The sequence below is a fragment of the Bacillus pretiosus genome (genome assembly GCF_052947655.1).
The window spans coordinates 449,458-473,351 of record NZ_CM129593.1 but is presented as its reverse complement, the minus strand read 5'-3'; the positions used below and the strand labels follow the sequence as shown (position 1 = coordinate 473,351).

The following is a 23,894-nucleotide window of genomic DNA, read 5'->3' as shown; positions in this document are numbered from 1 at the left end:
GTTTAAACGCTTTTCTTCTCTTCTTTATCTTGCTTCAACTCAATGTACGCTTCAGTTTTTTTTTCCTCTACATTTGAGTCTTTCATAAATAGTTCACGCGCTTCTTTCATACCGCCCTCTTCAGCAACTATTGGCTCTTCTTCTGCTTTCAGCTCATCTACCTTTGAAGATACAGCTTGAATTTCAATCGTTTCTGGCTTCTCTGCTGGCTCAACCTTTTTCTTACTAAAAATTTCTTTCGTTTCTTTTAACGTCTCTACAACAGACGGCGTCAATTTTTTAATTTCTGCTACTTTCGCTTTTACTACATTGAAGTCAGCGAGTTCGCGTCCTTTATCTGTAACAGTTTGCACTTTTTCTTTTATCTTCGCATTTTCACCGATTTCAATCATCTTTGTTTTTGCTTTTTCCGCAGTATTTTTTACTTTTTCACGGTTTTCCTTCTTCAACATAGATACAGCCACACCTGCAGCTACACCAATCGCAATGTTTCGAGCAATATTATTTTTCTTTGCCATATTCCTTCACCCTTTCATTTCTTATGTTAGAAAGTATTTCTTTCTAAGCTTCCTCATATTCCTTGTTCATTTCGAATGAAAGCTAATAGCTTTGCACACCCTTCTGTTACAAGGTCATATACTTCTTGGAAATTCCCTGTATAGTAAGGGTCGGGAACGTCTGTCCAGCCACCGTCTGGAACAAAATCGGACAGTCTACCAATATAGCCTCCAGTTTTACCTAAACTTTTTAAATCTGCTATATTCTTGTTGTCCATGGCAATAATATAATCAAACTTTGTTAAGTCTTCTTTTTCTACTTGCCTTGCTTTAATTCCTTCAAAAGTGACTGCATTTTCTTTTAAAATTTTTTGTGTTCCTTTATGTGGCGGATGGCCAACATGCCAATCTCCAGTTCCTGCAGAATCAATGACAATTTTCTCCTCGAGTCCCTCTTTTACGACAAGATCTCGAAAAATTGCTTCTGCCATCGGTGAACGGCAAATGTTCCCAAGACAAACAAACAATACTTGAACCATATTTTTGTTCTTCCCTTCTTGGTGCATTTCTTTATATATACTTATAGTATAAACAACCAATTATTAATTATAAAGGAAATCCCTACTAATTTAATAGGATTGAAAAGATTCATTAACGAAAATGATAAAAAATGTTAAGATATCCTTATGTTATTTTAAAGGGGGACACTTCGGTGGATTTATCCGTAAAGTCAGAAGAAAACGTTGAATATATGGTCGAAGCTATTAAAGAAAAATTACGTATGGTTAATGCTGGAGCGATGAGAGCTGCTAGCTTTAATGAAGAAATGTACGAAGACTTACGTGACATTTATGAGCATGTTATGAAACGTGAAACATTCAGCATCAGTGAAATGCAAGCTATTACAGAAGAATTAGGTACATTAATTAAAAAGTAAAAAAAGCCTCGTTTATATGAGGCTTTTTTTATTTCCAACAAATTCATGACAACTCTTCTCTTTCCCTCAACCAACTGTAAAATACTGTACAATGGAAGTAGAACCTCACCTTAGATTTTTTCTCCATACATACTACTCACAAATAATAGCAACACTACCATTGCTAACTGTTTTTACTGGAGGTGCTTACTTATGAGCAATTGGTACAGTAAGACGAAAGATCAAACATTAATCGACTTAGAAACAAACGAACAACACGGTTTAACAGATGAAATCGTAAATGAACGTTTAAAGCAATACGGTTCTAATGAATTAGCTACAAAACAAAAACGCACGTTATGGCAGCGTATTTTCGCCCAAATTAATGACGTCCTCGTATATGTCCTTATTATTGCTGCCCTTATTTCTGCCTTTGTAGGTGAATGGGCTGATGCAAGTATTATCGCGCTCGTTGTAGTTTTAAACGCTGTTATCGGTGTCATCCAAGAATCGAAAGCAGAACAAGCTTTAGAGGCATTGAAAAAGATGGCGACACCTAAAGCTATCGTCAAGCGAGATGGTGAACTAAAAGAAATTCCATCTGAACAAGTCGTTCCAGGTGATGTTGTCATGCTGGATGCAGGACGTTATATCCCATGTGATTTACGGCTTATCGAAACCGCAAATTTGAAAGTTGAAGAATCTGCTCTAACTGGTGAATCCGTTCCTGTTGATAAAGATGCAATTTACCACCCTTCTATGCAAAGCGATGAGCAAGTACCACTGGGCGATCAAAAAAATATGGCCTTTATGTCGACACTAGTAACATATGGGCGCGGAGTCGGTGTCGCTGTTGAAACGGGAATGAACTCACAAATTGGTAAGATTGCTACCCTTTTACATGAAGCCGACGATGATATGACACCACTTCAAAAGAGCTTAGCACAAGTCGGAAAGTATTTAGGCTTTGTCGCTGTATCTATTTGCGTCATTATGTTTATCATCGGTTTTTTACAAGGACGAGATACTTTAGAAATGTTTATGACTGCTATTAGTTTAGCCGTTGCAGCTATTCCAGAAGGCTTGCCGGCTATCGTTTCCATCGTTCTTGCAATTGGTGTGCAGCGAATGATTAAACAAAATGTTATCATTCGTAAACTACCAGCTGTCGAAGCTCTCGGTTCTGTCACAATTATTTGTTCAGATAAAACAGGTACGTTAACGCAAAATAAAATGACCGTTACTCACTTTTATAGTGATAACACATACGACCACTTAGAAAATTTAAATGCAAATAATGATGCGCAACGTCTATTGTTAGAAAATATGGTGCTATGCAACGATGCGTCTTACGGTTCCGATTCACAAACAGGGGACCCTACAGAAATCGCCCTTCTTGTTGCCGGAAACACTTTTAACATGCAAAAAGATCATTTAGAAAAGATACATGAACGCGTTAACGAGCTGCCTTTCGATTCAGATCGTAAAATGATGTCAACCGTTCATACATACGATGAAAGCTACTATAGCATGACAAAAGGTGCTATTGATAAACTCTTACCTCGATGTACCCACATATTTAAAAACGGTAAAATCGAGGTTCTAACAGATGCTGATAAAAATCAAATATTAGAAGCTGCCGGGGCAATGTCTCAAGAGGCTTTAAGAGTACTTTCATTTGCATTTAAACAATACAATTCAAACGATGTGGTTATAGATCATCTTGAAGAAAATCTCATCTTTATTGGTCTTGTCGGTATGATTGATCCACCGCGAACTGAAGTAAAAGATTCAATTACAGAATGTAAAAAAGCCGGTATTCGCACAGTTATGATTACTGGTGACCATAAAGATACCGCCTTTGCAATTGCCAAAGAACTTGGCATTGCTGAAGACATATCTGAAATTATGATTGGAACTGAATTAGATAACATTTCAGATACAGAGCTAGCAAGCAAAATTGATCACTTAAATGTATTCGCTAGGGTCTCTCCAGAGCATAAAGTAAAGATTGTAAAAGCATTACGTGCAAAAGGAAATATCGTTTCTATGACTGGTGATGGTGTCAATGATGCTCCATCTTTAAAGCAGGCTGATGTTGGCGTAGCGATGGGCATTACAGGAACAGACGTTGCAAAAGGGGCAGCGGATGTAGTGTTAACAGATGATAATTTCTCATCTATAGTGAAAGCTGTTGAGGAAGGTAGAAATATTTATCGTAACATAAAAAAATCAATTCTCTTTCTACTCTCTTGTAACTTTGGAGAAATTATCGCTTTATTTTTAGCTATTTTACTCGGTTGGGCAACACCACTACGACCTATTCACATTTTGTGGGTCAATTTGATTACAGATACACTGCCTGCATTATCACTTGGGGTTGACCCTGAAGATCCAGATGTGATGAAGGAAAAACCACGACATGCGAAAGAAAGCTTATTTAGTGGTAGCGTTCCTTTTCTTATTTTCAATGGAGTTGTCATTGGACTTTTAACGCTAACAGCCTTTATCATCGGGGCAAAATTCTATACCGGAGATACAAATTTATTTCCTCTTTTCCCAGAGAAAATTGATGAAGATGCTCTATTACACGCTCAAACAATGGCATTTGTCGTTCTTAGTTTTTCTCAGCTCGTTCATTCATTTAACTTGCGTTCAAGAACGAAATCCATTTTTTCAATTGGGATCTTTACAAATAAATATTTAGTCTTCTCCCTTCTTATCGGTGTTCTTATGCAAGTGTGTATTATCTCCATCCCACCTCTTGCAAATATATTCGGTGTACATGCATTAACGATGCGAGATTGGGGATTTGTTCTCTTCTTAAGTATCATTCCACTTGTTTTGAATGAGATCATTAAATTAGTAAAGAGAAACTAAAAGGCAATGAGGATTATTCCTCATTGCCTTTTCATTTATTTCACTATTTGTGGGAGATGTCCCCGCTGATTAAAGTTTCACTTTACCCTTGTAATTCTTTTTTTATGTTCTCAGTTAATGTAGCCATACGTTTGCGGCTTTCTTCACGCTCACGTTTATTTTGTTCTTCAATTTGTTGCGTTTCTTGCATACCTCTTGAAATAATGTTCCAAGTTTCCTCAAGTGTTTCCATCTTAATACTAGAAGAACCTGATAATCTCGCTACTTCCACACTTTGCGTTGCGATATTTTGTGCATTTTTCTTAAGTAATTCATTTGTGCGGCGATCAAGTTCAGCCATAGAATCTGCAACAAGCTTTTGACGTTTCGCATTTACCGCTTGAATAATACCATTTTTAAAGATAGGAATCGTTGTAATAAATGCTGTATTGATTTTACCAATTAATTTATTATTACCACGTTGAACCATACGAATTTGTGGTGCTGTAAGTAGCGCAACCATACGTGCTTTTTCTAAATCATCAATACGCTGCTCTAAAATTTCAACAGAGTTTTTCAGTGATTCTAATTCAATACCTGCTAATTGGTCATTGTTACGCACACGCTCTTCGTACATTGGAACCAACTCTGTATTTAAACGCTCTAATAACATTTCCCCTGCTACTACATACTTTTCTAAGTCTAAATAATATTTCAAATTTTGCTCATATAAACCATCTAACGTACCGATTGATTTTTTCATTTCATCTTGATACTTTGTAATTTCTACGTATACTTTATCCATTTCGCGACCCATTGTTTGGTACTTACTAAAGATCTGTTCAATCATTTTATCAGCTTTTTTGAACATACGTGAGAAGAAACCGCTTTTCTCTTCCGCAAAGTCTTTGCTATCGAATCTGTCCATAATTTTACCAAGCTGTTTTAATAATTCTCCAGAGTCTTCTATTTTTGATAAAGACATTGTATGTAAAATTTGATCAGCGAAACGTGAAATTTCCATAGATGGTTCTTTTCCAAGCTCGATTAATTCTAACTGATCTTTAATATCTACTGCATTATAAATACGTTGTACTTCTGCATCTTGTCTAAGTTGTAAACGAACATCTTGTGCCGTTTGCTCATTTAATTCTGTTTTCGAATCTAGTATGACTGGGTTATTCATATGGTATTCTCCCTTTCCTTATAAAAATGGACGAAATAGTCCTTTTATTGTTTGTGATAAATTTTTATAGGCTGATGAACCATGAAACTCAAGATCGAAATTAACTTCTTCAAGCCAATGGGAATCAAATGCTCCTGCTTCAATATACGGTTCGATATCGTTTCTTCCCGTTGGATTGAAATGGAATACATCTACTCCAATTTGATTTAAAAATAGTAATAAAACAGCATCTGAACGGCTTAATTCTCCGCTCTTCTCATTATTAAATATAACAATTTTCGGTACTTCTTGCGAGTAATCAAATTTCTCAAGTTGCTCTAAAATGTTCGGCGGTATTTGAGAAAGCTGTGCGAAAACATACAGTGCTACATCTTGTTTCGTCTCTTTCGCAATGGGTTTACACATTTCACTTTCGCACGTATGGATGATCGCCTCTGCAATACCATGTTGCAATCCTTCTGGCAAACGTTTATGTGGCCACCAATGACTGTTCATAATTAAATCAGGGTGTAATTTCCCCCCGCGGTCTAACGCATCTCGGTAATGATATTGGAAATTCGCTTTTTGTTCTTTCGTAAACGGAAATGTATTAATTAATAAACTGTTATCAAATGATGTAATAGCCTTTAATCGCTGAAAATATTCTTTATCATTTTTTGAGACACCTGATATTTTCGCAAATAAAGAAGGGATATAAATGTGTTTATTTTCAACAAAGAATGTTGGACGCACAAATGCCTTTTCTTTCGTAATTAAAAAGAGTTCATCATACGTTGTTTTGAGCGTACGAGCTACAGGCGTATAGGAACGAAATTGCCATGGCTTGTACAGCAGTGAGTTATCGTGGTGAAGTACTTGTTCAATTTCTTTTGAAGCCTGATACGCTACTGTCGCAACTCGCTCACGGCGGCGATCTGGAAATGGCTCAAGAGAAATGCGACCTGGATGAGACACAACAAAACTTCTTCCTTCCTCATCAACATTCTCAAATCCATCTTTTCCTTCTGGGTGATAATAAAGTACATCGCAACCGAGCATAATAAGAAAGTATAAGAAATATATACGGCTTTCCTGTGCATCACCGTACCAAATAATGCGCGGCATTTGTTTCTTATAATTAATCGTAGAGAACCACTTCGCTACGTAATTGTCACTTAACTTAATCATATCGATTAAGAAACGACGGAACCCTTCTGTTTTTAATGATTGGTTATGTTGTTTTTCATACAATTTCAATACAGAAATAAACGTCGTATGTATATAATGCTGTAAGTCAGGATTGTCTACTTGTGGTAATAGTTGTTTTCCAGACAGATGGGCGACAAGCCTATTTACTGTAAGGCCATTCGGTGCTTCTTGATGTAATGTAAAAACCTCTTGAATATGGCGCAGTTTTTCGGGATCAATCACCTTATTTAAATTTTGTTCATGCAAAACCACGATCCCTTTCACTTCGCTATAATCAAATAGCTCATTGAAATATTCATCTACATCATTAGGAACACCAAGAATACGAGTTGCTATATAACTAAACTTCATCTCATTCTCTGTCAGTTCATATTGTGGGCGTTTTTCTAAAAGCGCTTCAAATTGCTTTAAATCTGATTCGTCTTTTAATGCACATGGTTGAAGTGTAAAACGTGAAAACACAACAGTTCACCTCCAAAAACATTTACTTTTTTTATAAAGTCTCTCTTCTATTATAAACTATTTTTAGTTATAAAAAATGGGCGCTCGCATAACGAGCAAACCCATTTCAATTATTTATGATTATTTTTAGTAGCTGCAACTTCTTCTTTAGCTTGTCCAGAATTCTTCATGTAGTGAAGTATAAACGTTGCTCCAAATGCTACAACTAAAATGATAAAGAATAGCATATGACTTATTTCAATATGAATAACAGACAGTAACATTTTTGCTGCAATAATTAAGATTAAAATATATGCTGTCGTTTCAAGTTCTGGAATACGCTCTAACAATTTTAAGAATACACCAGCGATACCACGCATCATTAAAATACCGAGCATTCCACCTAATAATAGAATCCAAACTTCATTTGATACACCAAATGCAGCAAGTACGCTATCTACAGAGAACGCGATATCCATTAATTCAACCATCGCAACTGTTCCCCAGAAGACGCCAAACATTCTGAAGAGAATACTGTTTTGGTTCATACCATGAGCTTCCTCTTCTTCTGCATTACCTTTTCTTTTATCAATGAAGTATTTAATTGAAAGCCAAGCTAAGTAAAGTGCACCTAACACTTTTACCCAAGCTAATTTAATTAAGAACATTCCAATTCCAATCGCAATAAATCGGAATACATAAGCTCCAATAAGTCCATAGAATAATGCCTTTTTACGTTTTTCTTCCGGAAGGTGTTTTACCATTACTGCTAATACAAGTGCATTATCAGCAGATAACAAACCTTCAAGTACAACAAGTGTACCTATTAATCCCCAAGATACTGGATCTTGCAACACTTTAATCCACATGTCCAAGTCGAAAAACTGAGCATACGTATCAAGGATCCCTTGCAAAATACTCATCTTACCTTTATCCCCTATTCTTTGCTAGATTTATAGAAAGGTCAAAAAAAGGAAACGAATATCGTTTCCCTTCTTATGCATCCAAGCCATACGCTCTTACAAGCGCACCTAAGCCACCTTGGAAACCGCTTCCTACTGCATTAAACTTCCACTGTCCATTATGACGGTATAATTCACAAAAGACAACTGCTGTTTCAATGGAGAAATCTTCCCCTAAATCAAAACGAAGAACTTCTTCACTAGTTTCTTCATTCGCTAAACGAACGAATGCGTTTCCAACTTGTCCAAAGTTTTGATTACGGCCTTCTCCATCATAAATTGTAACTGTAATAGCAATTTTGTGCACATCTGCCGGAACTTTCTTTAAGTCCACAACAAGTTGTTCATCATCGCCTTCACCTTCACCTGTCCGGTTATCCCCTGTATGCAGAACAGATCCACAAGGAGACTGTAAATTATTATAGAAAATAAAATCGGTTTCCTTCGTACATTTTCCGTTCGCATCTAATAGGAATGCTGATGCATCTAAATCGAAATCTGATCCACCGTCATAAGATTTAATATCCCATCCAAGACCAATTACTGCTTTTGTTAAGCCAGGGCTTGTCTTACCTAAATCAATCTTCTGTCCTTTTTGCAATTGAATAACCATTTATATTCACCTCTATATTTTATATCTTTAAAAATATATCCATCAGTAAACACCTGTTTCACCGATGGATATATAAAATCTATTACTCTACATCTAAACCGAAATTATTACATAGAGATGCTAATCCGCCCTGGAACCCACTTCCGATTGCATTGAACTTCCAGTCACCTGCATGACGGTATAATTCCCCTACTACAACAGCTGTTTCAATAGAGAAATCTTCTCCTAAATCGTAACGAATTAACTCTGCATTCTTTTCTTCATCTAAAATACGTACGAAAGAGTTAGAAACTTGTCCGAAGTTTTGGCTACGACCTTCTCCATCGTAAATTGTGATTGAGAAACAAATACGTTCGATATGTGCAGGTACATTTTTTAAATCTACTTTAATCGATTCGTCATCGCCTTCACCTTCACCAGTTCGGTTATCTCCTAAATGCTCGACAGCACCATTCGCACCTTTTGGATTATTATAGAAGACGAAATCCTCTGCACCTGAAACTTTACCGTTAGCACCTACTAAGAAAATACTAACATCTAAATCGAAATCGTTTTGTCCGTCATAACGATTCGTATCCCAACCAAGTCCTACAAGAACTTTTGAAAGACCTGGATTTGTTTTTGTTAAGTCTACCTTTTGTCCTTTTTTCAATGAAATTGATGCCATATTCAATTCCTCCTCGGTTTATTTTATTAATAACGTGATACAATCTCACTTAAGTTTTTATCTTGTGTGCCTTCTCCAACAGCTGAAAACTTCCATTCACTTCCGTGGCGATACATTTCACCTGCAATTAGAGTCGTTTTGCCAGCATAATTATCCGATAAATTATAGCGTGCTAATTCTTCACCAGTTTGCGGGTTTTGAATACGAATATATGCATTACGAATCATCCCGAAATCTTGACGACGATTTACACAGTCATAAATATTTACAACGAATACTAAACGATTAATACGGCTTGGAACTTTATGTAATTCTACGAAAATTGTTTCGTCGTCACCAGCGCCTTCACCTGTTAAATTATCTCCTGAATGAATAATACTACCACAAGTAGAAAGTTTGTTTCCGAAGTAAACTAAATCGTTTTTGTTTAAAAAGCGATCCCCTTCTAACATAACAACAGATGCATCACAATCTACATTTGGTTTACTTCCAAATAATGAAGACAGAAACCCACCTGATTGTCCAATTGGATCCCAGCCTAAGCCAACCTGTAGTTTTGCTACTTTTGGTTGTCCTTTCGTTAAATCGATCTTTTGACCTTTTTCTAAAATAATAGGCATGAAGTTTCTTCCTTTCTACAAAGCATTTTCCAAATCGGAAAATATTGTATTCTCCCCTTATATTGTAGCATTATTTACCTAGTGATAAAAAGGATAAATTCTCAGTTATATGAAAACATTCATATAACTTATTTATGCTAATGTAAGAAGTGGTAAATAGCACCAACCATTCCTGCGCAATTTCCGTTTTGTGCAAGTTCAATCTCACAATTATTATAAATCTCTTTATTTAAATATTTTTCTACCTCTCCTTTTACTTCTTTTAAGAACTGCTTTCCCCTATCAGTAATTCCTCCACCTATAACAATCATTTCTGGATTAAAAATATAAGCAAGGTTACTAATTCCAATCGCTAAATGTTTAAAGAAAACCTCAACTGCTTGCGTAACTTCTCTATCTCCTTTATCATACAGTTCGAAAATCGTTTTTCCATTCCAATCACTTTCACCTTTATATTTTCGCACAAGACAAATTAACCCTGAAATGGAAGCGACCTCTTCAAACGGCCTTCCTTCTATCAACATATTTCCCCATTCGCCAGCACTAAACGAATGCCCCCTATATAAATCTCCATCTATAAAAATTGCTCCTCCAATACCAGTTCCAAGAGTAAGCATAATAAAATTTCTTTTTCGGTTTCCAATACCTTTCCATTTCTCTCCCAAAGCTGCACAATTCACATCATTTTCAATGGACACAGGAACTTGTAATACCCTTTGCAATCTATCAATAATAGGAATAGTCGCGTAGTTCGGAATATGCTCCACCCCTCCCGTTACAACCCCTTTATGAATATTAACAATTCCCGCAGTACTAATACCAATTCCCGAAATCGTATGCTCATTCATTAATTTTTTGGATAGAAGAATAAGTTTTTGAATGATTTGTTCCCCGCCCAAATGAATTTCTGTTGAAACTGTTTTATGCTTTAATACCGTCCCTGTTTCTGAGACAATCCCATATTTAATTTGCGTACCACCAATATCAAATGCAATATATTCTTTCATCTGCTGTCACTTCCTCTACTGTAATGAGTGTAAAATTCCCACCACTCTACTATTATAAAGAATTTACACTAACTCTTTTCTCTCTTCAGAAATACACCACCTTTTTCTATATATAGTTTTTTTTGCATAAAACTCTTTTTCCTATGAAATATTACAAAGGGATGTATTTTAGATGGAATATTAATTTTCAGGAGGAAATCAATGACAAAAATCTTCATTTTAGCATCAACTCTTTCTTTATCTTTTTTTAGTGGTTTAAATATCGGTAATGCAGCAACAGACAACTTCTCTCCAGTAACAAATGCGATTGTACAAAATAACGATCATTTAGCAGAAGGCAACTCAAAAGATAATAATAAACCACCAGGAAACAATGGTTCTCAGGACGATAGTGGTTCTGGCGGCAATGACTCGGGTGGCAACGGCTCGGGTGGCAATGGTTCTGGCGGCAACGACTCTGGCGGCAGCGGTTCTGGCGGCAACGGCTCGGGTGGCAATGGTTCTGGCGACAACGGCTCTGGCGGCAACGACTCTGGCGGCAGCGGTTCTGGCGGCAATGGCTCGGGTGGCAATGGTTCTGGCGACAACGGTTCCGGTGGTAACGGTTCTGGTGGCAATGGTTCTGGCGGCAGCGGTTCTGGTGGTAGTGGTTCTGGTGGTAACGGTTCTGGTGGTAACGGTTCTGGTGGCAACGGCTCAGGCGGTAACGGTTCTGATGGCGGTGGTTCTAGTGGCAACAGTTCCGGTGGTAACGGTTCTGGCGGCAACGGCTCGGGTGGCAATGGTTCTGGTGGCAGTGGTTCTGGTGGCAACGGCTCGGGTGGCAACGGCTCGGGTGGCAATGACTCGGGTGGCAATGACTCGGGTGGCAGTGGCTCTCAAGGTGGTAATGGCTCTCAAGGCGGCAACCGCGTTAAAGACGATAGCGGTTCTCAGGGTGGCAACGGCTCTCAAGGTGGCAATAGCTCTCAAGGCGGTAACCGCGTTAAAGACGATAGCGGTTCTCAGGGTGGCAATGGCTCTCAAGGCGGCAACCGCGTTAAAGACGATAGCGGTTCTCAGGGTGGCAACGGCTCTCAAGGTGGCAATGTAAAAGATAATGCGAAAGAACAAGGCGATAAGTTACCTAATACGGCAACACATTATCCTGCATCTATTTTAATGGGACTTTCAACATTCCTAATCGGTATGTTACTATTTATTCGCCGTAAAAACGCAAAATAAAAACACATCCTTCCATCTAAAACATACATAAAACAAATTGCAAAACTAAAAAGGACTTTGGATTGCATTTTATTATGCAGCCCAAAGTCCTTTTTATCATCTATCAAAAAAGCATTAATACGCTTTTCCCCAATACACCATTTGTTTAGCTTCTTTACCACAACAAATACATTCGTCAGCTAAATGCTCTTGCTCAAAAGGCATACAGCGAGAAGATACTCCAACTTCTTCTTTTAGTTTCTCTTCACAAGCTAATTCTCCGCACCACATTGCCTTAATAAATCCTTGCTTTTCATCAGCTACTTTTTTCATCTCTTCGAAATTCGTCACACTATACGTATTCTCATCGCGAAATACTTTTGCCTTATTAAATAAAGAATTATGAATTTCCTCAAGTAGTGCTGGAATACGCTCTTCTAATTGATCTATTGATATAAATTCTTTTTCTTTCGTATCTCTTCTTACAAGTACAACTTGATTCTTTTCAATATCTTTAGGACCAACTTCTAATCGAATTGGAATACCCTTCATTTCATACTCATTAAATTTCCAGCCTGGTGTTTTATTACTAGCATCTATTTTTACTCGTGCAACCTTTTGAATATGTTCTTGTAACTCTGTTGCTTTCGCTAAAACTCCTTCCTTATGCTGCGCAATTGGTACAATAACAACTTGCACTGGTGCAACTTTAGGAGGCATTACAAGACCATTATTATCGCTATGAACCATAATAAGTCCACCTATCATTCTTGTTGATACACCCCAAGATGTTTGGTGTACATATTGCCACTTACCGTTGCGATCTAAAAATTTAATATCAAATGCTTCAGAGAAATTCGTTCCAAAGTTATGGGATGTTCCTGTTTGAAGTGCTTTCCCATCATGCATTAAACTTTCGATCGTATAAGTTGCCTTTGCTCCTGCAAACTTTTCTTTTTCTGTTTTTTGCCCTTTAATTACTGGTATCGCTAAATAATCTTCACAGAAAGAAGCATATAGATTTAAAATATGTAACGTTTCAGCTTGCGATTCTTCTGCTGTTTCATGAATTGTATGGCCCTCTTGCCATAAGAATTCCGTTGTACGAAGGAATGGTCTCGTTGTTTTCTCCCAACGAACTACTGAACACCACTGATTATATAGCTTTGGCAAATCATTATAGGATTGCACAATTTTTGAAAAATGCTCACAGAATAAAGTTTCAGATGTAGGGCGTACACAAAGTCTCTCCGCTAATTTTTCATCCCCGCCATGTGTCACCCATGCTACTTCAGGAGCAAATCCTTCTACATGATCCTTCTCTTTTTGCAATAAGCTCTCTGGGATAAACATTGGCATATATACATTTTCATGACCAGTTGCTTTTAACTTTTCATCCATAACTTTCTGCATATTTTCCCATAAGGCATAACCGTACGGACGTAGAATCATACATCCTTTTACACTTGAATAATCAACAAGTTCTGCTTTTTTTACAATATCTGTGTACCACTGTGCAAAATCCTCTTCCATCTTCGTAATCGCTTGTACTTGTTCTTTTGCCATAGTCAATCTTCCTCCTTTTGAAAATACAAAAAAGCCCGTGTCCCTAAATAGGGACCGAGCTTTGCCGGCGTTACCACCCTGATTCATGCACAAAAATTGTGCATGCTCTCTTTTTGATAACGGGAAATTCCCGCTGCATATGCAGAACGCAAAGGTAGGTTCCATATCGCCTTTTTAAGAATCTTTCAGCCTAGCGGATTCTCTCTCTGCTAAAAAGGTTGAACATGTACTAGTCCTTTTTCATCGTTATAACGAAATAAATTTGTTGATTATCATAATACAAATTCTTTTTTTAAACAATAGCTAATTTTCTCATTTTTATATATTCTTTTCATTTTCTGCAGTTTTATACGTAGCTTTTTCGCGAGATTTTTACCAGTTGATGTGCAATCATACCGATAAGTGTACCAAGTAGAACGAAGAAACCAATAAATCCATATCCCATTCCTTCCCATCCACCAATCACCATCATTGTAACGGGAAAGGATGCTAAGCAAAGAAGTATTAAACTAAGTGCAAATATAATATCGAACTGTTTGTTTGGAAACCGTTTCTTTAGTAAATACGAAATAGTAAATACAAGGATAATCGTAATTCCGCCAATGATGTAAAAGATACTAAATCCATCTAGCCAATCCATAGTATTCCCTCCTTCCATTCATTCCCTTATACTTAATTATATGTTTAATTTTTCTGAAAATAAATAATAAATTTTTACCTAGAAATATATTTTTATTACTAGGTATTAGTAGTAATATATAAGAATAGGTTTTATATAATCAGGAGGGAACTTTATGGATAAAGCATTAACAAATCACGTCATTATTTTATCTTTCGATTGCTTATCAGCTTTAGATTTTCCTATATTACAAAAACTCCCTAATTTTCAAACATTAATAAACAAGGGCGCGATGGCGAGAAAAGTGGAACCTATTTATCCTTCTGTAACATATCCAAGTCACTCAACAATCGTTACTGGAAACTACCCTAATAAACATGGCGTAGTTAGCAATACGTTACTTCAACCTGGACGCGAGTCACCAGATTGGCATTGGTACCGAAAATCCATTAAAGGAACAACGTTATACGATGAAGCACATAAAGCAAATTTAACGACAGCTGCCCTTCTATGGCCTGTTACCGGCAGAGCAAATATTGATTACAATTTACCTGAAATTTTTCCAAATAGACCGTGGCAAAATCAAATCTTAGTTTCATTATTTAGCGGTAGCCCACTATATCAATTAGATTTGAATCAGCGTTTTGGTCATATAAGAAATGGCTTATCACAGCCTGAACTCGATGATTTCGTACTTGCATCTGCTGTGCATACAATCCAGACGAAGAAGCCTAATGTCATGTTTATACATTTCACCGATTTAGACACTCAAAGACACTATCACGGCTTTGAATCTAACGAAACAATAGCTGCTATCCATAGACATGATGAACGGCTAGGAAAAATTATTCAAGCTTTAAAAGACAGTGACCTATACGAAGAAAGTACAATTATCGCTCTCGGTGATCATAGCGCTTTAAGTGAAAACAAAGCCATTCAATTAAATGTACTATTTCATCAAAATGGGCTTATATCTATAAATTCAAAAGGAAAATTAGTAGACTGGAAGGTCTATTGCCAAAGTTGCGACGGCTCTGCCTATGTATATGTGAAAGACAAAAATGATACGGATACAATTCGAAAAGTACAACTACTACTTGAAGAGTTACTTCAAAATAAACAAAACGGTATTGAATTTATGCTTCATGATGAAGCTGCAAAAGACTGCGGTGCAGATGGTAATTGTTTATTTATGTTGGAAGCACAAGAAGGATATTATTTCACTGAAAACTATACAGGCGATTTTATAAAAGAAATTACTGAAAAAGATGTTACGCCCAGTAAAAAATATACATTTGGTACGCATGGATACTCTCCAACAAAACCTAACTATGAAACAATTTTTATCGCTGCTGGGAAAGGGATAAAAAGCGGCGTTACCATTCCGTACATGAGACTTATTGATGAAGGTCCAACTATCGCTAGACTACTCGGTTTACACTTAGGTGAAACAGACGGATCAATTGTAGAGGATTTACTTCAATTGTAAAGAACTGTGTATATATGTAAAAGTTATGTAAAAATCATCACTGTTTCTCTTTTTATAATTTTTATTTTTGTACACTGTTAGTAGAACAATTTAAGGGGGAACATTATATGAAAAAAATGTCCAGACAAGAAAAAAGCTGGATATTATACGATTGGGCGAACTCGGTATATTCGCTCGTCATTACAACTGCATTATTCCCAATTTACTTTAAAGCAGCTGCAAAAGAAGCCGGACTACCTGGTGCAACTTCAACGGCATATTGGGGATATGCAAACTCTTTCGCTACACTTTTAATTTCTATACTTGCTCCTATTCTCGGCACAGTTGCTGATTATAAAGGATTTAAAAAACGATTTTTCACATTCTTCTTTGGACTCGGTATCGTATTTACAAGTATGCTAGCAGTCGTCCCAACATCTCAGTGGTACTTATTACTAGGCTGCTATATGCTCGCATTAGTCGGTTTTGCGGGAGCAAACATTTTTTATGATGCATTTTTAGTAGATGTTACCTCTAAAGATAGAATGGACCGAATTTCTACAAGAGGCTTTGCATTAGGTTATATTGGAAGCACAATTCCTTTTATCGGTTGTATCGCTCTTATTATTCTTGCTCAAAAAGGAACTATCCCTTTATCAGTCGGCATTGCTAGTCAAATTTCGTTCGCAATAACAGCTCTTTGGTGGGGATTATTTACAATTCCAATGCTAAAAAATGTAGAGCAAACACATTATATTGAACGTCATCCAAGACCAATTGCAATGAGCTTCAAACGCCTTGCTGATACTTTTAAAAATATTAAAGAATATAAAACTGTATTTATATTCCTAATCGCTTACTTCTTCTACATTGACGGGGTCGATACAATTATTACTATGTCTACCGCTTACGGAACAGATCTCGGTATTAGTGCAACGAATCTATTAATCATCTTATTTGTCACACAAATTGTAGCTTGTCCATTCGCCTTATTATACGGAAAGTTATCAGAAACATTTACAGGTAAAAAAATGCTATACGTCGGTATTATTATTTATATCATTATCTGCATATATGCTTATTTCTTAAAAACGACACTCGATTTCTGGATTTTAGCAATGTTAGTTGCCACTTCTCAAGGTGGTATTCAAGCACTTAGTCGGTCCTATTTTGCAAAACTAGTACCAAAAGAATCTGCAAATGAATTCTTCGGATTTTATAATATCTTTGGTAAATTCGCGGCAATTATGGGTCCAGTATTAGTCGGTGTTACAACGCAATTAACAGGAAAAACCAACGCTGGTGTCCTTAGTATTATTGTACTGTTCGTTATCGGTGGATTCTTACTAACTAGAGTTCCCGAAAATGATACGTCCGTTACACCACCTAGTCCAAAAACTAAAACGCTATAAGAAAAAGATCCTCTTCTCATGAGAAGAGGATCTTTTCTTTATTTTTAGCGATAACGTCTTACAATTAAAAATTCTACAGCCGACTTTACAACTATCGCAGCGCATAACGCAAACAAAAGCGGTATGTTATGAAAATCAATCCATTTATTAAAACCTACCGATGCGAAAAACAAACCAAAAATTAATACAACAAGTACATAATACGTAACATTTGCACTTATTTTTAATACATGTTTTTCTACATCTTCTTTCTCCTCCGTTGTCCCTTCCACATTATGCGATGCCAAACTTTTAAACATATAATGTAATGCGATGCTACAAATAAATAGTGCATACCAGTTTACTTGAAGTTCAGTTAACCAATAATAAAGTGCAAACACTAACGTACTTATAGCTACTAATGCCGTAACTACAAGGCTTATTTTCTCTTTCCCCAACAACTACTCCCCCTACAACTTGTACAAAAATAGTTTATCAACAGTTGTTCCTAATACTTCAGCTAAACGGAATGCTAACGCTAAGCTTGGATCATATTTATTATTCTCAATTGCATTTATCGTCTGTCTAGAAACTTTACACTTATCAGCCAATGCACCTTGTGAAATATTGTTTTCAGTGCGTAATTCATAGATTTGATTTTTCACACCATTTCTCCTAACCTGTAAACTCGTTTTTACATCATCAGTATATAGTTGGGGCATGTCATTGTCAAAAGATTGCCACAAGAAAAGGGAGCAATCCTGCTCCCTTACAATGATTATTTCGAAGCTAACGAATTTGTTAGTTCCTCTTTATTAGCGACATCTTCTTTATTTATTTGCATGCGTAGAACTGGCCCTATCGCAAATAAAATAAGTGCCATTGCTATACAAAATACAGTAACTAGTGAGGTCATCTCCTTCAATCCTCCAGCTAGTGAAGTTCCGATTAACATTGCCCCCATAAACAGTGGTAAAATTGTTCCATTTACTCTTCCAATCATATTTTCTGGTACAAGTTGAATCATAAGCGTACCGACAACGATATTAACACAAGCTAAACAAATACCTGTTCCAAACCTCATGAAACTAGTAATCCAAAATGATGTAGATAGCCCTTCTACTAAAAATGACATTGCTAATATGCTCATACCGAATACAAACATCTTTTTCGGGTTCACTTTTGAAGCGAAAACTGCAGCAACAATACCACCGATTAACATACCTATCCCATCAGCTGCGGCTAAATATTGAACTGCTTCCTTTTCCATTCCAAGACGCTCTATTACAAGAAACACTTCTAATGGATTCGTTAATCCAACAGCTAAGCCCATAACGGTGAAAGTGATCGTAATCATACGTAAATTTTTCGTATGAAGAACGTATTTCCATCCTTCTTTTATATCATTTTTTAATGAATCTCTCGCCACTTGCTCTTGTTCCACCCATTTTGGTAAAAACGAAAGAGCAATAGCAGATAACAAAAATAAAATGATTAAGCTATATAGTGACGTAAATAAACCAAGTTGTGTATACACAAGTGATCCTACCACTGGTCCAAAAATCATAAATAATGACTGTAATGTTTGGTTAAATGCAATCGCATTTGCTACCTGCTCTTCTTTTACGTAGCGCTTAAATATACGCGAAGATGATGGCTGAGAAAATTGGCCTACGATCGCGGAAATGAGTGTTGCAAAAAATATAGCCTGCCAATAATCCAGCTTTAACAACAAGACAATTCCTACAATAGACAGTACACTTAACACATCTCCAGCAACCATCGTTCTTTTCGGATTCCAGCGATCAGCTAGCGCCCCACCGATAAACGAGAAAATAAAAATAGGTGCATATTCCATAACCGATAACAACGAAACTGAAACTGGATCATTATTCGTTCGCTCCATTATGAAATACAAAAGAGCCATATTTCTGATCCAAATTGCAAATTGTTGTAAAATATCAGATGCCATAACGAGCATAAATGCTCGGTTTTTAAATAAAGCGTTCATTTTCATTCCCCTTTCATAAACCGACCGTTCGGTCTAATTCGTTTTGTAAGAAAAGCAACTGACTTATTATTCAGCTGCCATTCCTTTTAACAATACATCTATTGCCTTTTTATAAATACGTTGCAGCTCTTTATAATCTAACTCGTAGTAAAGTACTCCAAGCCCTGATAATAATCCATTCACAATATACATAAGGTCGCGCGTACTATCTTCACGAAACTCTCCAGACTGTATACCTGCTTCAATTAGTTTCTCAAACATAACATATGATTCTCTAGTTAAAGCCAATAGTTCATCCAAAATCTCTTTACTTACAACTTGGCTCATAGAGAATTCCTCTATTGCATTTGAAATGGGTTGCTGTATGTCCTCGACATGATATTCCGCGAGACCATATAGTTTTTCAGTATTCGTACTATACAACTTCTCTTTTTCATTCCATTTTTCAAGCCAATCATACGTATGCTGTTTCACTACAAATAAAAATAATTCTTCTTTACTTTTAAAGTGATAATAAATGCTTCCTTTACTTCGCTTTGTAATTTCACAAATCTCTTCCATAGATGTAGCTGCATAACCCTTCTGTGAAAACAGACTTTCTGCTTTATATGCAATTTCTTTCTTTATCTCTTCTGCACTTCTTCTCATATTTACACCTCTTTAAACCGACCGTTCAGTCTAATAATAACAAATTAAAAACCTCTATTACAAGAGGCTATATTCCTTATTTAAGAAAACGTACTTTCAAACCACGTTCGAATCATATGTATTATTCCAATTTTAAATCCTAATTTAACAAGAAATACGCCTCCCGCAGCTAATAAAAATAACACTACTTTCCCCTTATTTTTCACTTTCGGTTCCCTTTTCATTTCTATTCCCCTTAGTACGTTAAAAATATTAATCAAACGTTTGTTTAACTGTTTTTATGCATATGTAAGCCAACTAATCAAACGTTTGTTTAAAAAGAAATACGCCTATATAAGGCGCATTTTCATCAATCACCGCCACCTCCGCCGCCATCGCAGCTGCCTCCGCTATCTCCACCGAAAGATCCTCCACAATCATGTGAACCTCCATGCGAGCTATCATTATCAGATCCAGCAAAGAAAAATAATGGTGACGAACTGTTAGATGAATTATGAATGTTATTTTGTTTCGTAAGATTTACCTTCTTTTTGTTTGATCGAACTGCCGTTACGATCGTTCCAACTACAACAAATAATAGTATGACAATAATAAATTCCATATAAAAGCCTCCCTTAATCTTCGAATAATTGAATGGTTCTCTCTAAATTTTCAAGTGAAATGAAGCGCGATTCACGAAGGATCTCTTTTCCATTATAAAATAATAAAACTGTTGGCCCTGTAAACACTGCATAACGCCCCGCAATCTCTTGCATGTCTTGTAGTAATATTTCCACTTTCTCTACGTAATCATAATTCTCTAATAGACCATTTACTTTTCTTAGCATAACATCACAAACACCACAATTTTCCGTTTTAATAAAGAGCAGTACTAATTGTTGTTCTTCAATATGTGTCGCTAATTCTTCTATCGTTTCAAATTTATTCATCTTATCCCTCTTAGCGTAATTTACGAAATACTTTATCCTGATACATACGAAAAGCTGAACTCTCTTTAATCTTTCTCTTTTCCATTACCTGCTGAAAACGCAGCATTTTTGCCGTTAACTCTTCTTGTAATTTTTTTCTCTCTGCTTCATCATAACAGCACGCAATTAAGTCTTCTATTTTTAATATATCTTTTTGTAGTTCCATTTCTGGTGGAATCATACCCGCATTTTTTAAGATTTTATAACTCATTCTAAGTTCTGGAGGTACCATTGAAAGGTCTTCTAATTGTAGTGGTTTTCCTTTTCCCGGAATATGATCAAGGTCTCCATTCCGTATTGCTTGTCGAATTTTTTCTTCAGCAATGTTCAAAAAGACATCCACACCATTCGCTCCTTTACATATTTTTACTATTATTTTACATGATATTTTCTCATCTTGCTACGCTATTACAAATTGACTTCATACAATTTTTTCTCAAATTTAATTACAAGAAGCCTTTTCCTCCCTAATCAATATTTTATTTCCATGTGTAGTCTGTATTAGAGCCATTTCATATTGAGAAAATCTTTTTGAATCAAATAAAGCGTTTACACTAAATCTTACATTTGCTACGATTTAATCACCCCCAGCTCCCTTGTATAGACTTCGTGATGTCTTATCATTTTTATCCCGCTTTAATGGGCAGTAAGACCCCCACCTCAAAATTTAGCGAAAGCAAAGAAGTTAGGTGGGGGATCAACTGCCCATAAAAGTCCGATTGGTGAGGGCTGATAATCAGTGGGGGATGAAGCCCCCCACTGATTAAAGTTTCACTTTATCTAGACGTTTCATACGTCTAGATTCACTTTGGTTTATTGGCGTATGCCTTTAAATATATCTTTTATTTTGAAAGGAGAAATGACTATGAGCTCCAAAAAATTCACACTGCTATTACTATCTCTACTACTCTTCTTACCTCTTTTTCTCACAAACTTTATTACTCCAAATGTTGCATTAGCAGACTCACCAAAGCAAGGTCAAAAAATTGTTGGGTATTTTCCTTCATGGGGCATTTACGGACGTAATTATCAAGTTGCAGACATTGATGCATCAAAGCTAACTCATTTAAACTATGCTTTCGCTGATATTTGCTGGAATGGAAAACATGGAAACCCTTCTACTCACCCCGATAATCCAAATAAACAAACGTGGAACTGTAAAGAGTCTGGTGTACCACTGCAAAATAAAGAGGTTCCTAATGGCACTCTCGTACTCGGTGAACCATGGGCTGATGTCACAAAATCTTATCCGGGATCAGGTACAACTTGGGAAGATTGTGATAAATACGCCCGTTGTGGAAATTTCGGAGAACTGAAACGATTAAAAGCTAAGTATCCTCACTTAAAAACAATTATTTCAGTTGGTGGCTGGACTTGGTCTAACCGCTTTTCTGATATGGCAGCTGATGAAAAAACAAGAAAAGTATTCGCTGAATCTACAGTAGCTTTTCTTCGTGAATATGGATTTGACGGCGTTGATTTAGATTGGGAATATCCGGGCGTTGAAACAATTCCTGGTGGTAGTTATCGTCCTGAAGATAAGCAAAACTTCACCCTACTCCTTCAAGATGTTCGAAATGCATTAACGAAAGCTACTGCAGAAGATGGGAAACAATATTTACTAACAATCGCATCAGGTGCAAGCCAACGTTATGCGGATCATACAGAGCTAAAGAAGATCTCTCAAATACTTGATTGGATTAATATTATGGCATATGATTTCCACGGTGGATGGGAAGCTACTTCTAACCATAATGCAGCACTATACAAAGATTCAAATGACCCAGCAGCGGATACAAAATTTTATGTAGATGGTGCGATAGACATTTATACAAATGAAGGGGTTCCAGCGGATAAACTCGTATTAGGTGTACCTTTTTACGGACGTGGATGGAAAAGTTGCGGAAAAGAAAATAATGGGCAATACCAACCTTGTAAACCAGGTAGTGACGGAAAGCTCGCTTCTAAAGGTACTTGGGATGATTATTCTACCGGTGACACAGGTGTGTACGATTATGGTGATTTAGCAGCTAATTATGTTAATAAAAATGGTTTTGTTCGCCACTGGAACGATGTAGCGAAAGTACCTTATTTATATAATGCGACTACAGGCACGTTTATTAGCTATGATGACAACGAATCTATGAAATATAAAACAGACTATATAAAGACAAAAGGTCTAAGTGGCGCAATGTTTTGGGAACTAAGCGGGGATTGCCGTACAAGTCCAAAATATAGTTGCAGTGGACCAAAATTGCTTGATACGTTAGTAAAAGAATTACTTGGTGGACCTATTACTCAAAAAGATACTGAGCCCCCAACAAACGTAAAAAATATTGCTGTTACAAATAAAAATTCAAACTCCGTTCAATTAAACTGGACTGCATCTACTGATAACGTAGGAGTTACGGAATATGAAATTACTGCCGGAGAAGAGAAATGGAGTACAACAACAAATAGCATTACAATCAAAAACTTAAAATCTAATACCGAATACACATTTTCAATAATTGCAAAAGATGCTGCCGGGAATAAATCACAGCCTACTTCTATCATTGTAAAAACAGATGATACTGATACAACACCCCCTGGTGGAAATGGTAATGCTACCTTTTCAGTCACTTCAAATTGGGGAAGTGGTTACAACTTCTCGATTGTAATTAAAAATAGTGGAACGACCCCTATTAAAAACTGGAAATTAGAATTTGATTATAACGGCAATTTAACACAAGTTTGGGATTCTAAAATTAGTAGTAAAATAAATAATCATTACGTAATTACGAATGCAGGATGGAATGGTGAAATTCCTCCTGGTGGATCCGTTACAATCGGAGGGGCAGGAACAGGCACTCCCGCCGAACTTGTAAATGCATCCATTAGCGAAAACTAAGCGTAACCTCCATTAATTATTTCACTAAAGTTTGAATTTAGGTTTGAGTGCTCTATCCTAAATTCAAACTTTTAATTTTATGAAAAATCACAAATTACAATTACAATAACCTATTATAATTATATTCGGTTTCTAATATGAAGTTCGTGTGAAGTTCATCTGAATTTTACATGA

At 36.4% G+C, this 23,894-nt stretch carries 25 protein-coding genes and 1 other annotated feature; of the genes, 6 read left to right on the top strand and 19 right to left on the bottom strand.

Going from position 1 to position 23,894, the window contains the following annotated elements; all coding sequences use genetic code 11:
- Positions 1–2: 2 nt before the first annotated feature.
- Positions 3–518, bottom strand: a complete 516-nt coding sequence (locus ACU8YW_RS02440) for a DUF4075 domain-containing protein (protein WP_001085384.1) — start codon at positions 516–518, stop codon at positions 3–5.
- Positions 519–571: 53 nt separating this feature from the next.
- Positions 572–1,036: a low molecular weight protein-tyrosine-phosphatase gene (locus ACU8YW_RS02435; RefSeq protein ID WP_000250910.1), complete on the bottom strand. Its 465-nt coding sequence runs from the start codon at positions 1,034–1,036 to the stop codon at positions 572–574.
- A 173-nt stretch (positions 1,037–1,209) separates the two neighbouring features.
- Here ACU8YW_RS02435 and ACU8YW_RS02430 point away from each other — a divergent pair, with 173 nt between their 5' ends.
- Both ACU8YW_RS02430 and ACU8YW_RS02425 read left to right on the top strand, forming a co-directional pair.
- A complete protein-coding gene (locus ACU8YW_RS02430) occupies positions 1,210–1,434 on the top strand; it encodes a DUF1128 domain-containing protein (RefSeq protein WP_000366197.1) in 225 nt (74 codons plus the stop codon).
- A gap of 192 nt (positions 1,435–1,626) precedes the next feature.
- Positions 1,627–4,293, top strand: coding sequence for a cation-translocating P-type ATPase (locus tag ACU8YW_RS02425; RefSeq protein WP_106383485.1), 2,667 nt, complete (start codon positions 1,627–1,629; stop codon positions 4,291–4,293).
- A gap of 82 nt (positions 4,294–4,375) precedes the next feature.
- On the opposite strand, the gene ACU8YW_RS02420 is transcribed toward ACU8YW_RS02425, so the two are convergent.
- The 7 genes from ACU8YW_RS02420 to ACU8YW_RS02390 all read right to left on the bottom strand — a co-directional run bounded on the left by ACU8YW_RS02420 (position 4,376) and on the right by ACU8YW_RS02390 (position 10,956).
- Positions 4,376–5,458, bottom strand: a complete 1,083-nt coding sequence (locus ACU8YW_RS02420) for a toxic anion resistance protein (RefSeq protein ID WP_001064402.1) — start codon at positions 5,456–5,458, stop codon at positions 4,376–4,378.
- An 18-nt stretch (positions 5,459–5,476) separates the two neighbouring features.
- Positions 5,477–7,108, bottom strand: coding sequence for a YceG family protein (locus ACU8YW_RS02415; RefSeq protein ID WP_000492830.1), 1,632 nt, complete (start codon positions 7,106–7,108; stop codon positions 5,477–5,479).
- A gap of 110 nt (positions 7,109–7,218) precedes the next feature.
- On the bottom strand, positions 7,219–8,010 hold the full coding sequence (locus ACU8YW_RS02410) for a MeeY/MeeF family manganese export membrane protein (RefSeq protein WP_000025692.1): 792 nt from the start codon (positions 8,008–8,010) through the stop codon (positions 7,219–7,221).
- A gap of 73 nt (positions 8,011–8,083) precedes the next feature.
- On the bottom strand, positions 8,084–8,662 hold the full coding sequence (locus ACU8YW_RS02405) for a TerD family protein (RefSeq protein ID WP_000236650.1): 579 nt from the start codon (positions 8,660–8,662) through the stop codon (positions 8,084–8,086).
- Positions 8,663–8,744: 82 nt separating this feature from the next.
- Complete coding sequence (locus ACU8YW_RS02400) at positions 8,745–9,329, bottom strand: TerD family protein (RefSeq protein WP_000146727.1); 585 nt, start codon at positions 9,327–9,329, stop codon at positions 8,745–8,747.
- Positions 9,330–9,355: 26 nt separating this feature from the next.
- Positions 9,356–9,949: a TerD family protein gene (locus tag ACU8YW_RS02395; RefSeq protein ID WP_001121585.1), complete on the bottom strand. Its 594-nt coding sequence runs from the start codon at positions 9,947–9,949 to the stop codon at positions 9,356–9,358.
- 137 nt (positions 9,950–10,086) lie between these two features.
- Positions 10,087–10,956: an ROK family protein gene (locus tag ACU8YW_RS02390; RefSeq protein ID WP_088609560.1), complete on the bottom strand. Its 870-nt coding sequence runs from the start codon at positions 10,954–10,956 to the stop codon at positions 10,087–10,089.
- 201 nt (positions 10,957–11,157) lie between these two features.
- Between ACU8YW_RS02390 and ACU8YW_RS02385 the strand changes: the two genes are divergently transcribed.
- Complete coding sequence (locus tag ACU8YW_RS02385; RefSeq protein WP_446894033.1) at positions 11,158–12,180, top strand: LPXTG cell wall anchor domain-containing protein; 1,023 nt, start codon at positions 11,158–11,160, stop codon at positions 12,178–12,180.
- Positions 12,181–12,294: 114 nt separating this feature from the next.
- On the opposite strand, the gene proS is transcribed toward ACU8YW_RS02385, so the two are convergent.
- Complete coding sequence (gene proS, locus ACU8YW_RS02380) at positions 12,295–13,725, bottom strand: proline--tRNA ligase (RefSeq protein ID WP_088061622.1); 1,431 nt, start codon at positions 13,723–13,725, stop codon at positions 12,295–12,297.
- 46 nt (positions 13,726–13,771) lie between these two features.
- Positions 13,772–13,978, bottom strand: a binding site (T-box leader).
- A 93-nt stretch (positions 13,979–14,071) separates the two neighbouring features.
- Positions 14,072–14,365, bottom strand: coding sequence for a YesK-like family protein (locus ACU8YW_RS02375; protein WP_060486918.1), 294 nt, complete (start codon positions 14,363–14,365; stop codon positions 14,072–14,074).
- 154 nt (positions 14,366–14,519) lie between these two features.
- Between ACU8YW_RS02375 and ACU8YW_RS02370 the strand changes: the two genes are divergently transcribed.
- Together ACU8YW_RS02370 and ACU8YW_RS02365 are read left to right on the top strand one after the other, a co-directional pair.
- Positions 14,520–15,833: an alkaline phosphatase family protein gene (locus ACU8YW_RS02370; RefSeq protein WP_087982310.1), complete on the top strand. Its 1,314-nt coding sequence runs from the start codon at positions 14,520–14,522 to the stop codon at positions 15,831–15,833.
- Between the two features lie 107 nt (positions 15,834–15,940).
- Complete coding sequence (locus tag ACU8YW_RS02365; protein WP_426934211.1) at positions 15,941–17,224, top strand: MFS transporter; 1,284 nt, start codon at positions 15,941–15,943, stop codon at positions 17,222–17,224.
- Between the two features lie 44 nt (positions 17,225–17,268).
- Here ACU8YW_RS02365 and ACU8YW_RS02360 read toward each other — a convergent pair whose 3' ends face one another.
- The 8 genes from ACU8YW_RS02360 to ACU8YW_RS02325 form a co-directional block, all read right to left on the bottom strand.
- Entirely contained in the window at positions 17,269–17,661 is a 393-nt protein-coding gene (locus ACU8YW_RS02360; RefSeq protein WP_426934212.1) for a hypothetical protein, read from the bottom strand.
- A gap of 12 nt (positions 17,662–17,673) precedes the next feature.
- Complete coding sequence (locus tag ACU8YW_RS02355; RefSeq protein WP_074651450.1) at positions 17,674–17,925, bottom strand: helix-turn-helix transcriptional regulator; 252 nt, start codon at positions 17,923–17,925, stop codon at positions 17,674–17,676.
- A 56-nt stretch (positions 17,926–17,981) separates the two neighbouring features.
- Complete coding sequence (locus ACU8YW_RS02350) at positions 17,982–19,214, bottom strand: MFS transporter (RefSeq protein WP_097889298.1); 1,233 nt, start codon at positions 19,212–19,214, stop codon at positions 17,982–17,984.
- Between the two features lie 66 nt (positions 19,215–19,280).
- Positions 19,281–19,862, bottom strand: coding sequence for a TetR/AcrR family transcriptional regulator (locus ACU8YW_RS02345; protein ID WP_048541915.1), 582 nt, complete (start codon positions 19,860–19,862; stop codon positions 19,281–19,283).
- Between the two features lie 80 nt (positions 19,863–19,942).
- Positions 19,943–20,086 carry a hypothetical protein gene (locus ACU8YW_RS02340; RefSeq protein ID WP_000817984.1) on the bottom strand — a complete coding sequence of 48 codons (144 nt, stop codon included), beginning with the start codon at positions 20,084–20,086 and terminating at the stop codon, positions 19,943–19,945.
- 125 nt (positions 20,087–20,211) lie between these two features.
- Complete coding sequence (locus ACU8YW_RS02335; RefSeq protein ID WP_060486913.1) at positions 20,212–20,463, bottom strand: hypothetical protein; 252 nt, start codon at positions 20,461–20,463, stop codon at positions 20,212–20,214.
- A 13-nt stretch (positions 20,464–20,476) separates the two neighbouring features.
- Positions 20,477–20,791: a thioredoxin family protein gene (locus ACU8YW_RS02330; RefSeq protein ID WP_088061614.1), complete on the bottom strand. Its 315-nt coding sequence runs from the start codon at positions 20,789–20,791 to the stop codon at positions 20,477–20,479.
- A 10-nt stretch (positions 20,792–20,801) separates the two neighbouring features.
- On the bottom strand, positions 20,802–21,173 hold the full coding sequence (locus ACU8YW_RS02325) for a DnaJ family domain-containing protein (RefSeq protein ID WP_060486911.1): 372 nt from the start codon (positions 21,171–21,173) through the stop codon (positions 20,802–20,804).
- A 522-nt stretch (positions 21,174–21,695) separates the two neighbouring features.
- On the opposite strand from ACU8YW_RS02325, the gene ACU8YW_RS02320 reads away from it, so the two are divergent.
- Positions 21,696–23,720 (top strand): glycosyl hydrolase family 18 protein, encoded by a 2,025-nt coding sequence (locus ACU8YW_RS02320; protein WP_327976077.1) that lies wholly within the window; start codon positions 21,696–21,698, stop codon positions 23,718–23,720.
- Positions 23,721–23,894 lie beyond the last annotated feature (174 nt).

Bases quoted from the DNA above. Each gene is read 5' to 3' on its own strand.
- ACU8YW_RS02440 (WP_001085384.1), bottom strand. From the start codon at position 518: ATGGCAAAGAAAAATAATATTGCTCGAAACATTGCGATTGGTGTAGCT.
- ACU8YW_RS02435 (WP_000250910.1), bottom strand. From the start codon at position 1,036: ATGGTTCAAGTATTGTTTGTTTGTCTTGGGAACATTTGCCGTTCACCG.
- ACU8YW_RS02425 (WP_106383485.1), top strand. From the start codon at position 1,627: ATGAGCAATTGGTACAGTAAGACGAAAGATCAAACATTAATCGACTTA.
- ACU8YW_RS02420 (WP_001064402.1), bottom strand. From the start codon at position 5,458: ATGAATAACCCAGTCATACTAGATTCGAAAACAGAATTAAATGAGCAA.
- ACU8YW_RS02410 (WP_000025692.1), bottom strand. From the start codon at position 8,010: ATGAGTATTTTGCAAGGGATCCTTGATACGTATGCTCAGTTTTTCGAC.
- ACU8YW_RS02405 (WP_000236650.1), bottom strand. From the start codon at position 8,662: ATGGTTATTCAATTGCAAAAAGGACAGAAGATTGATTTAGGTAAGACA.
- ACU8YW_RS02400 (WP_000146727.1), bottom strand. From the start codon at position 9,329: ATGGCATCAATTTCATTGAAAAAAGGACAAAAGGTAGACTTAACAAAA.
- ACU8YW_RS02395 (WP_001121585.1), bottom strand. From the start codon at position 9,949: ATGCCTATTATTTTAGAAAAAGGTCAAAAGATCGATTTAACGAAAGGA.
- ACU8YW_RS02390 (WP_088609560.1), bottom strand. From the start codon at position 10,956: ATGAAAGAATATATTGCATTTGATATTGGTGGTACGCAAATTAAATAT.
- ACU8YW_RS02385 (WP_446894033.1), top strand. From the start codon at position 11,158: ATGACAAAAATCTTCATTTTAGCATCAACTCTTTCTTTATCTTTTTTT.
- proS (WP_088061622.1), bottom strand. From the start codon at position 13,725: ATGGCAAAAGAACAAGTACAAGCGATTACGAAGATGGAAGAGGATTTT.
- ACU8YW_RS02375 (WP_060486918.1), bottom strand. From the start codon at position 14,365: ATGGATTGGCTAGATGGATTTAGTATCTTTTACATCATTGGCGGAATT.
- ACU8YW_RS02370 (WP_087982310.1), top strand. From the start codon at position 14,520: ATGGATAAAGCATTAACAAATCACGTCATTATTTTATCTTTCGATTGC.
- ACU8YW_RS02365 (WP_426934211.1), top strand. From the start codon at position 15,941: ATGAAAAAAATGTCCAGACAAGAAAAAAGCTGGATATTATACGATTGG.
- ACU8YW_RS02355 (WP_074651450.1), bottom strand. From the start codon at position 17,925: ATGCCCCAACTATATACTGATGATGTAAAAACGAGTTTACAGGTTAGG.
- ACU8YW_RS02350 (WP_097889298.1), bottom strand. From the start codon at position 19,214: ATGAACGCTTTATTTAAAAACCGAGCATTTATGCTCGTTATGGCATCT.
- ACU8YW_RS02345 (WP_048541915.1), bottom strand. From the start codon at position 19,862: ATGAGAAGAAGTGCAGAAGAGATAAAGAAAGAAATTGCATATAAAGCA.
- ACU8YW_RS02340 (WP_000817984.1), bottom strand. From the start codon at position 20,086: ATGAAAAGGGAACCGAAAGTGAAAAATAAGGGGAAAGTAGTGTTATTT.
- ACU8YW_RS02335 (WP_060486913.1), bottom strand. From the start codon at position 20,463: ATGGAATTTATTATTGTCATACTATTATTTGTTGTAGTTGGAACGATC.
- ACU8YW_RS02330 (WP_088061614.1), bottom strand. From the start codon at position 20,791: ATGAATAAATTTGAAACGATAGAAGAATTAGCGACACATATTGAAGAA.
- ACU8YW_RS02320 (WP_327976077.1), top strand. From the start codon at position 21,696: ATGAGCTCCAAAAAATTCACACTGCTATTACTATCTCTACTACTCTTC.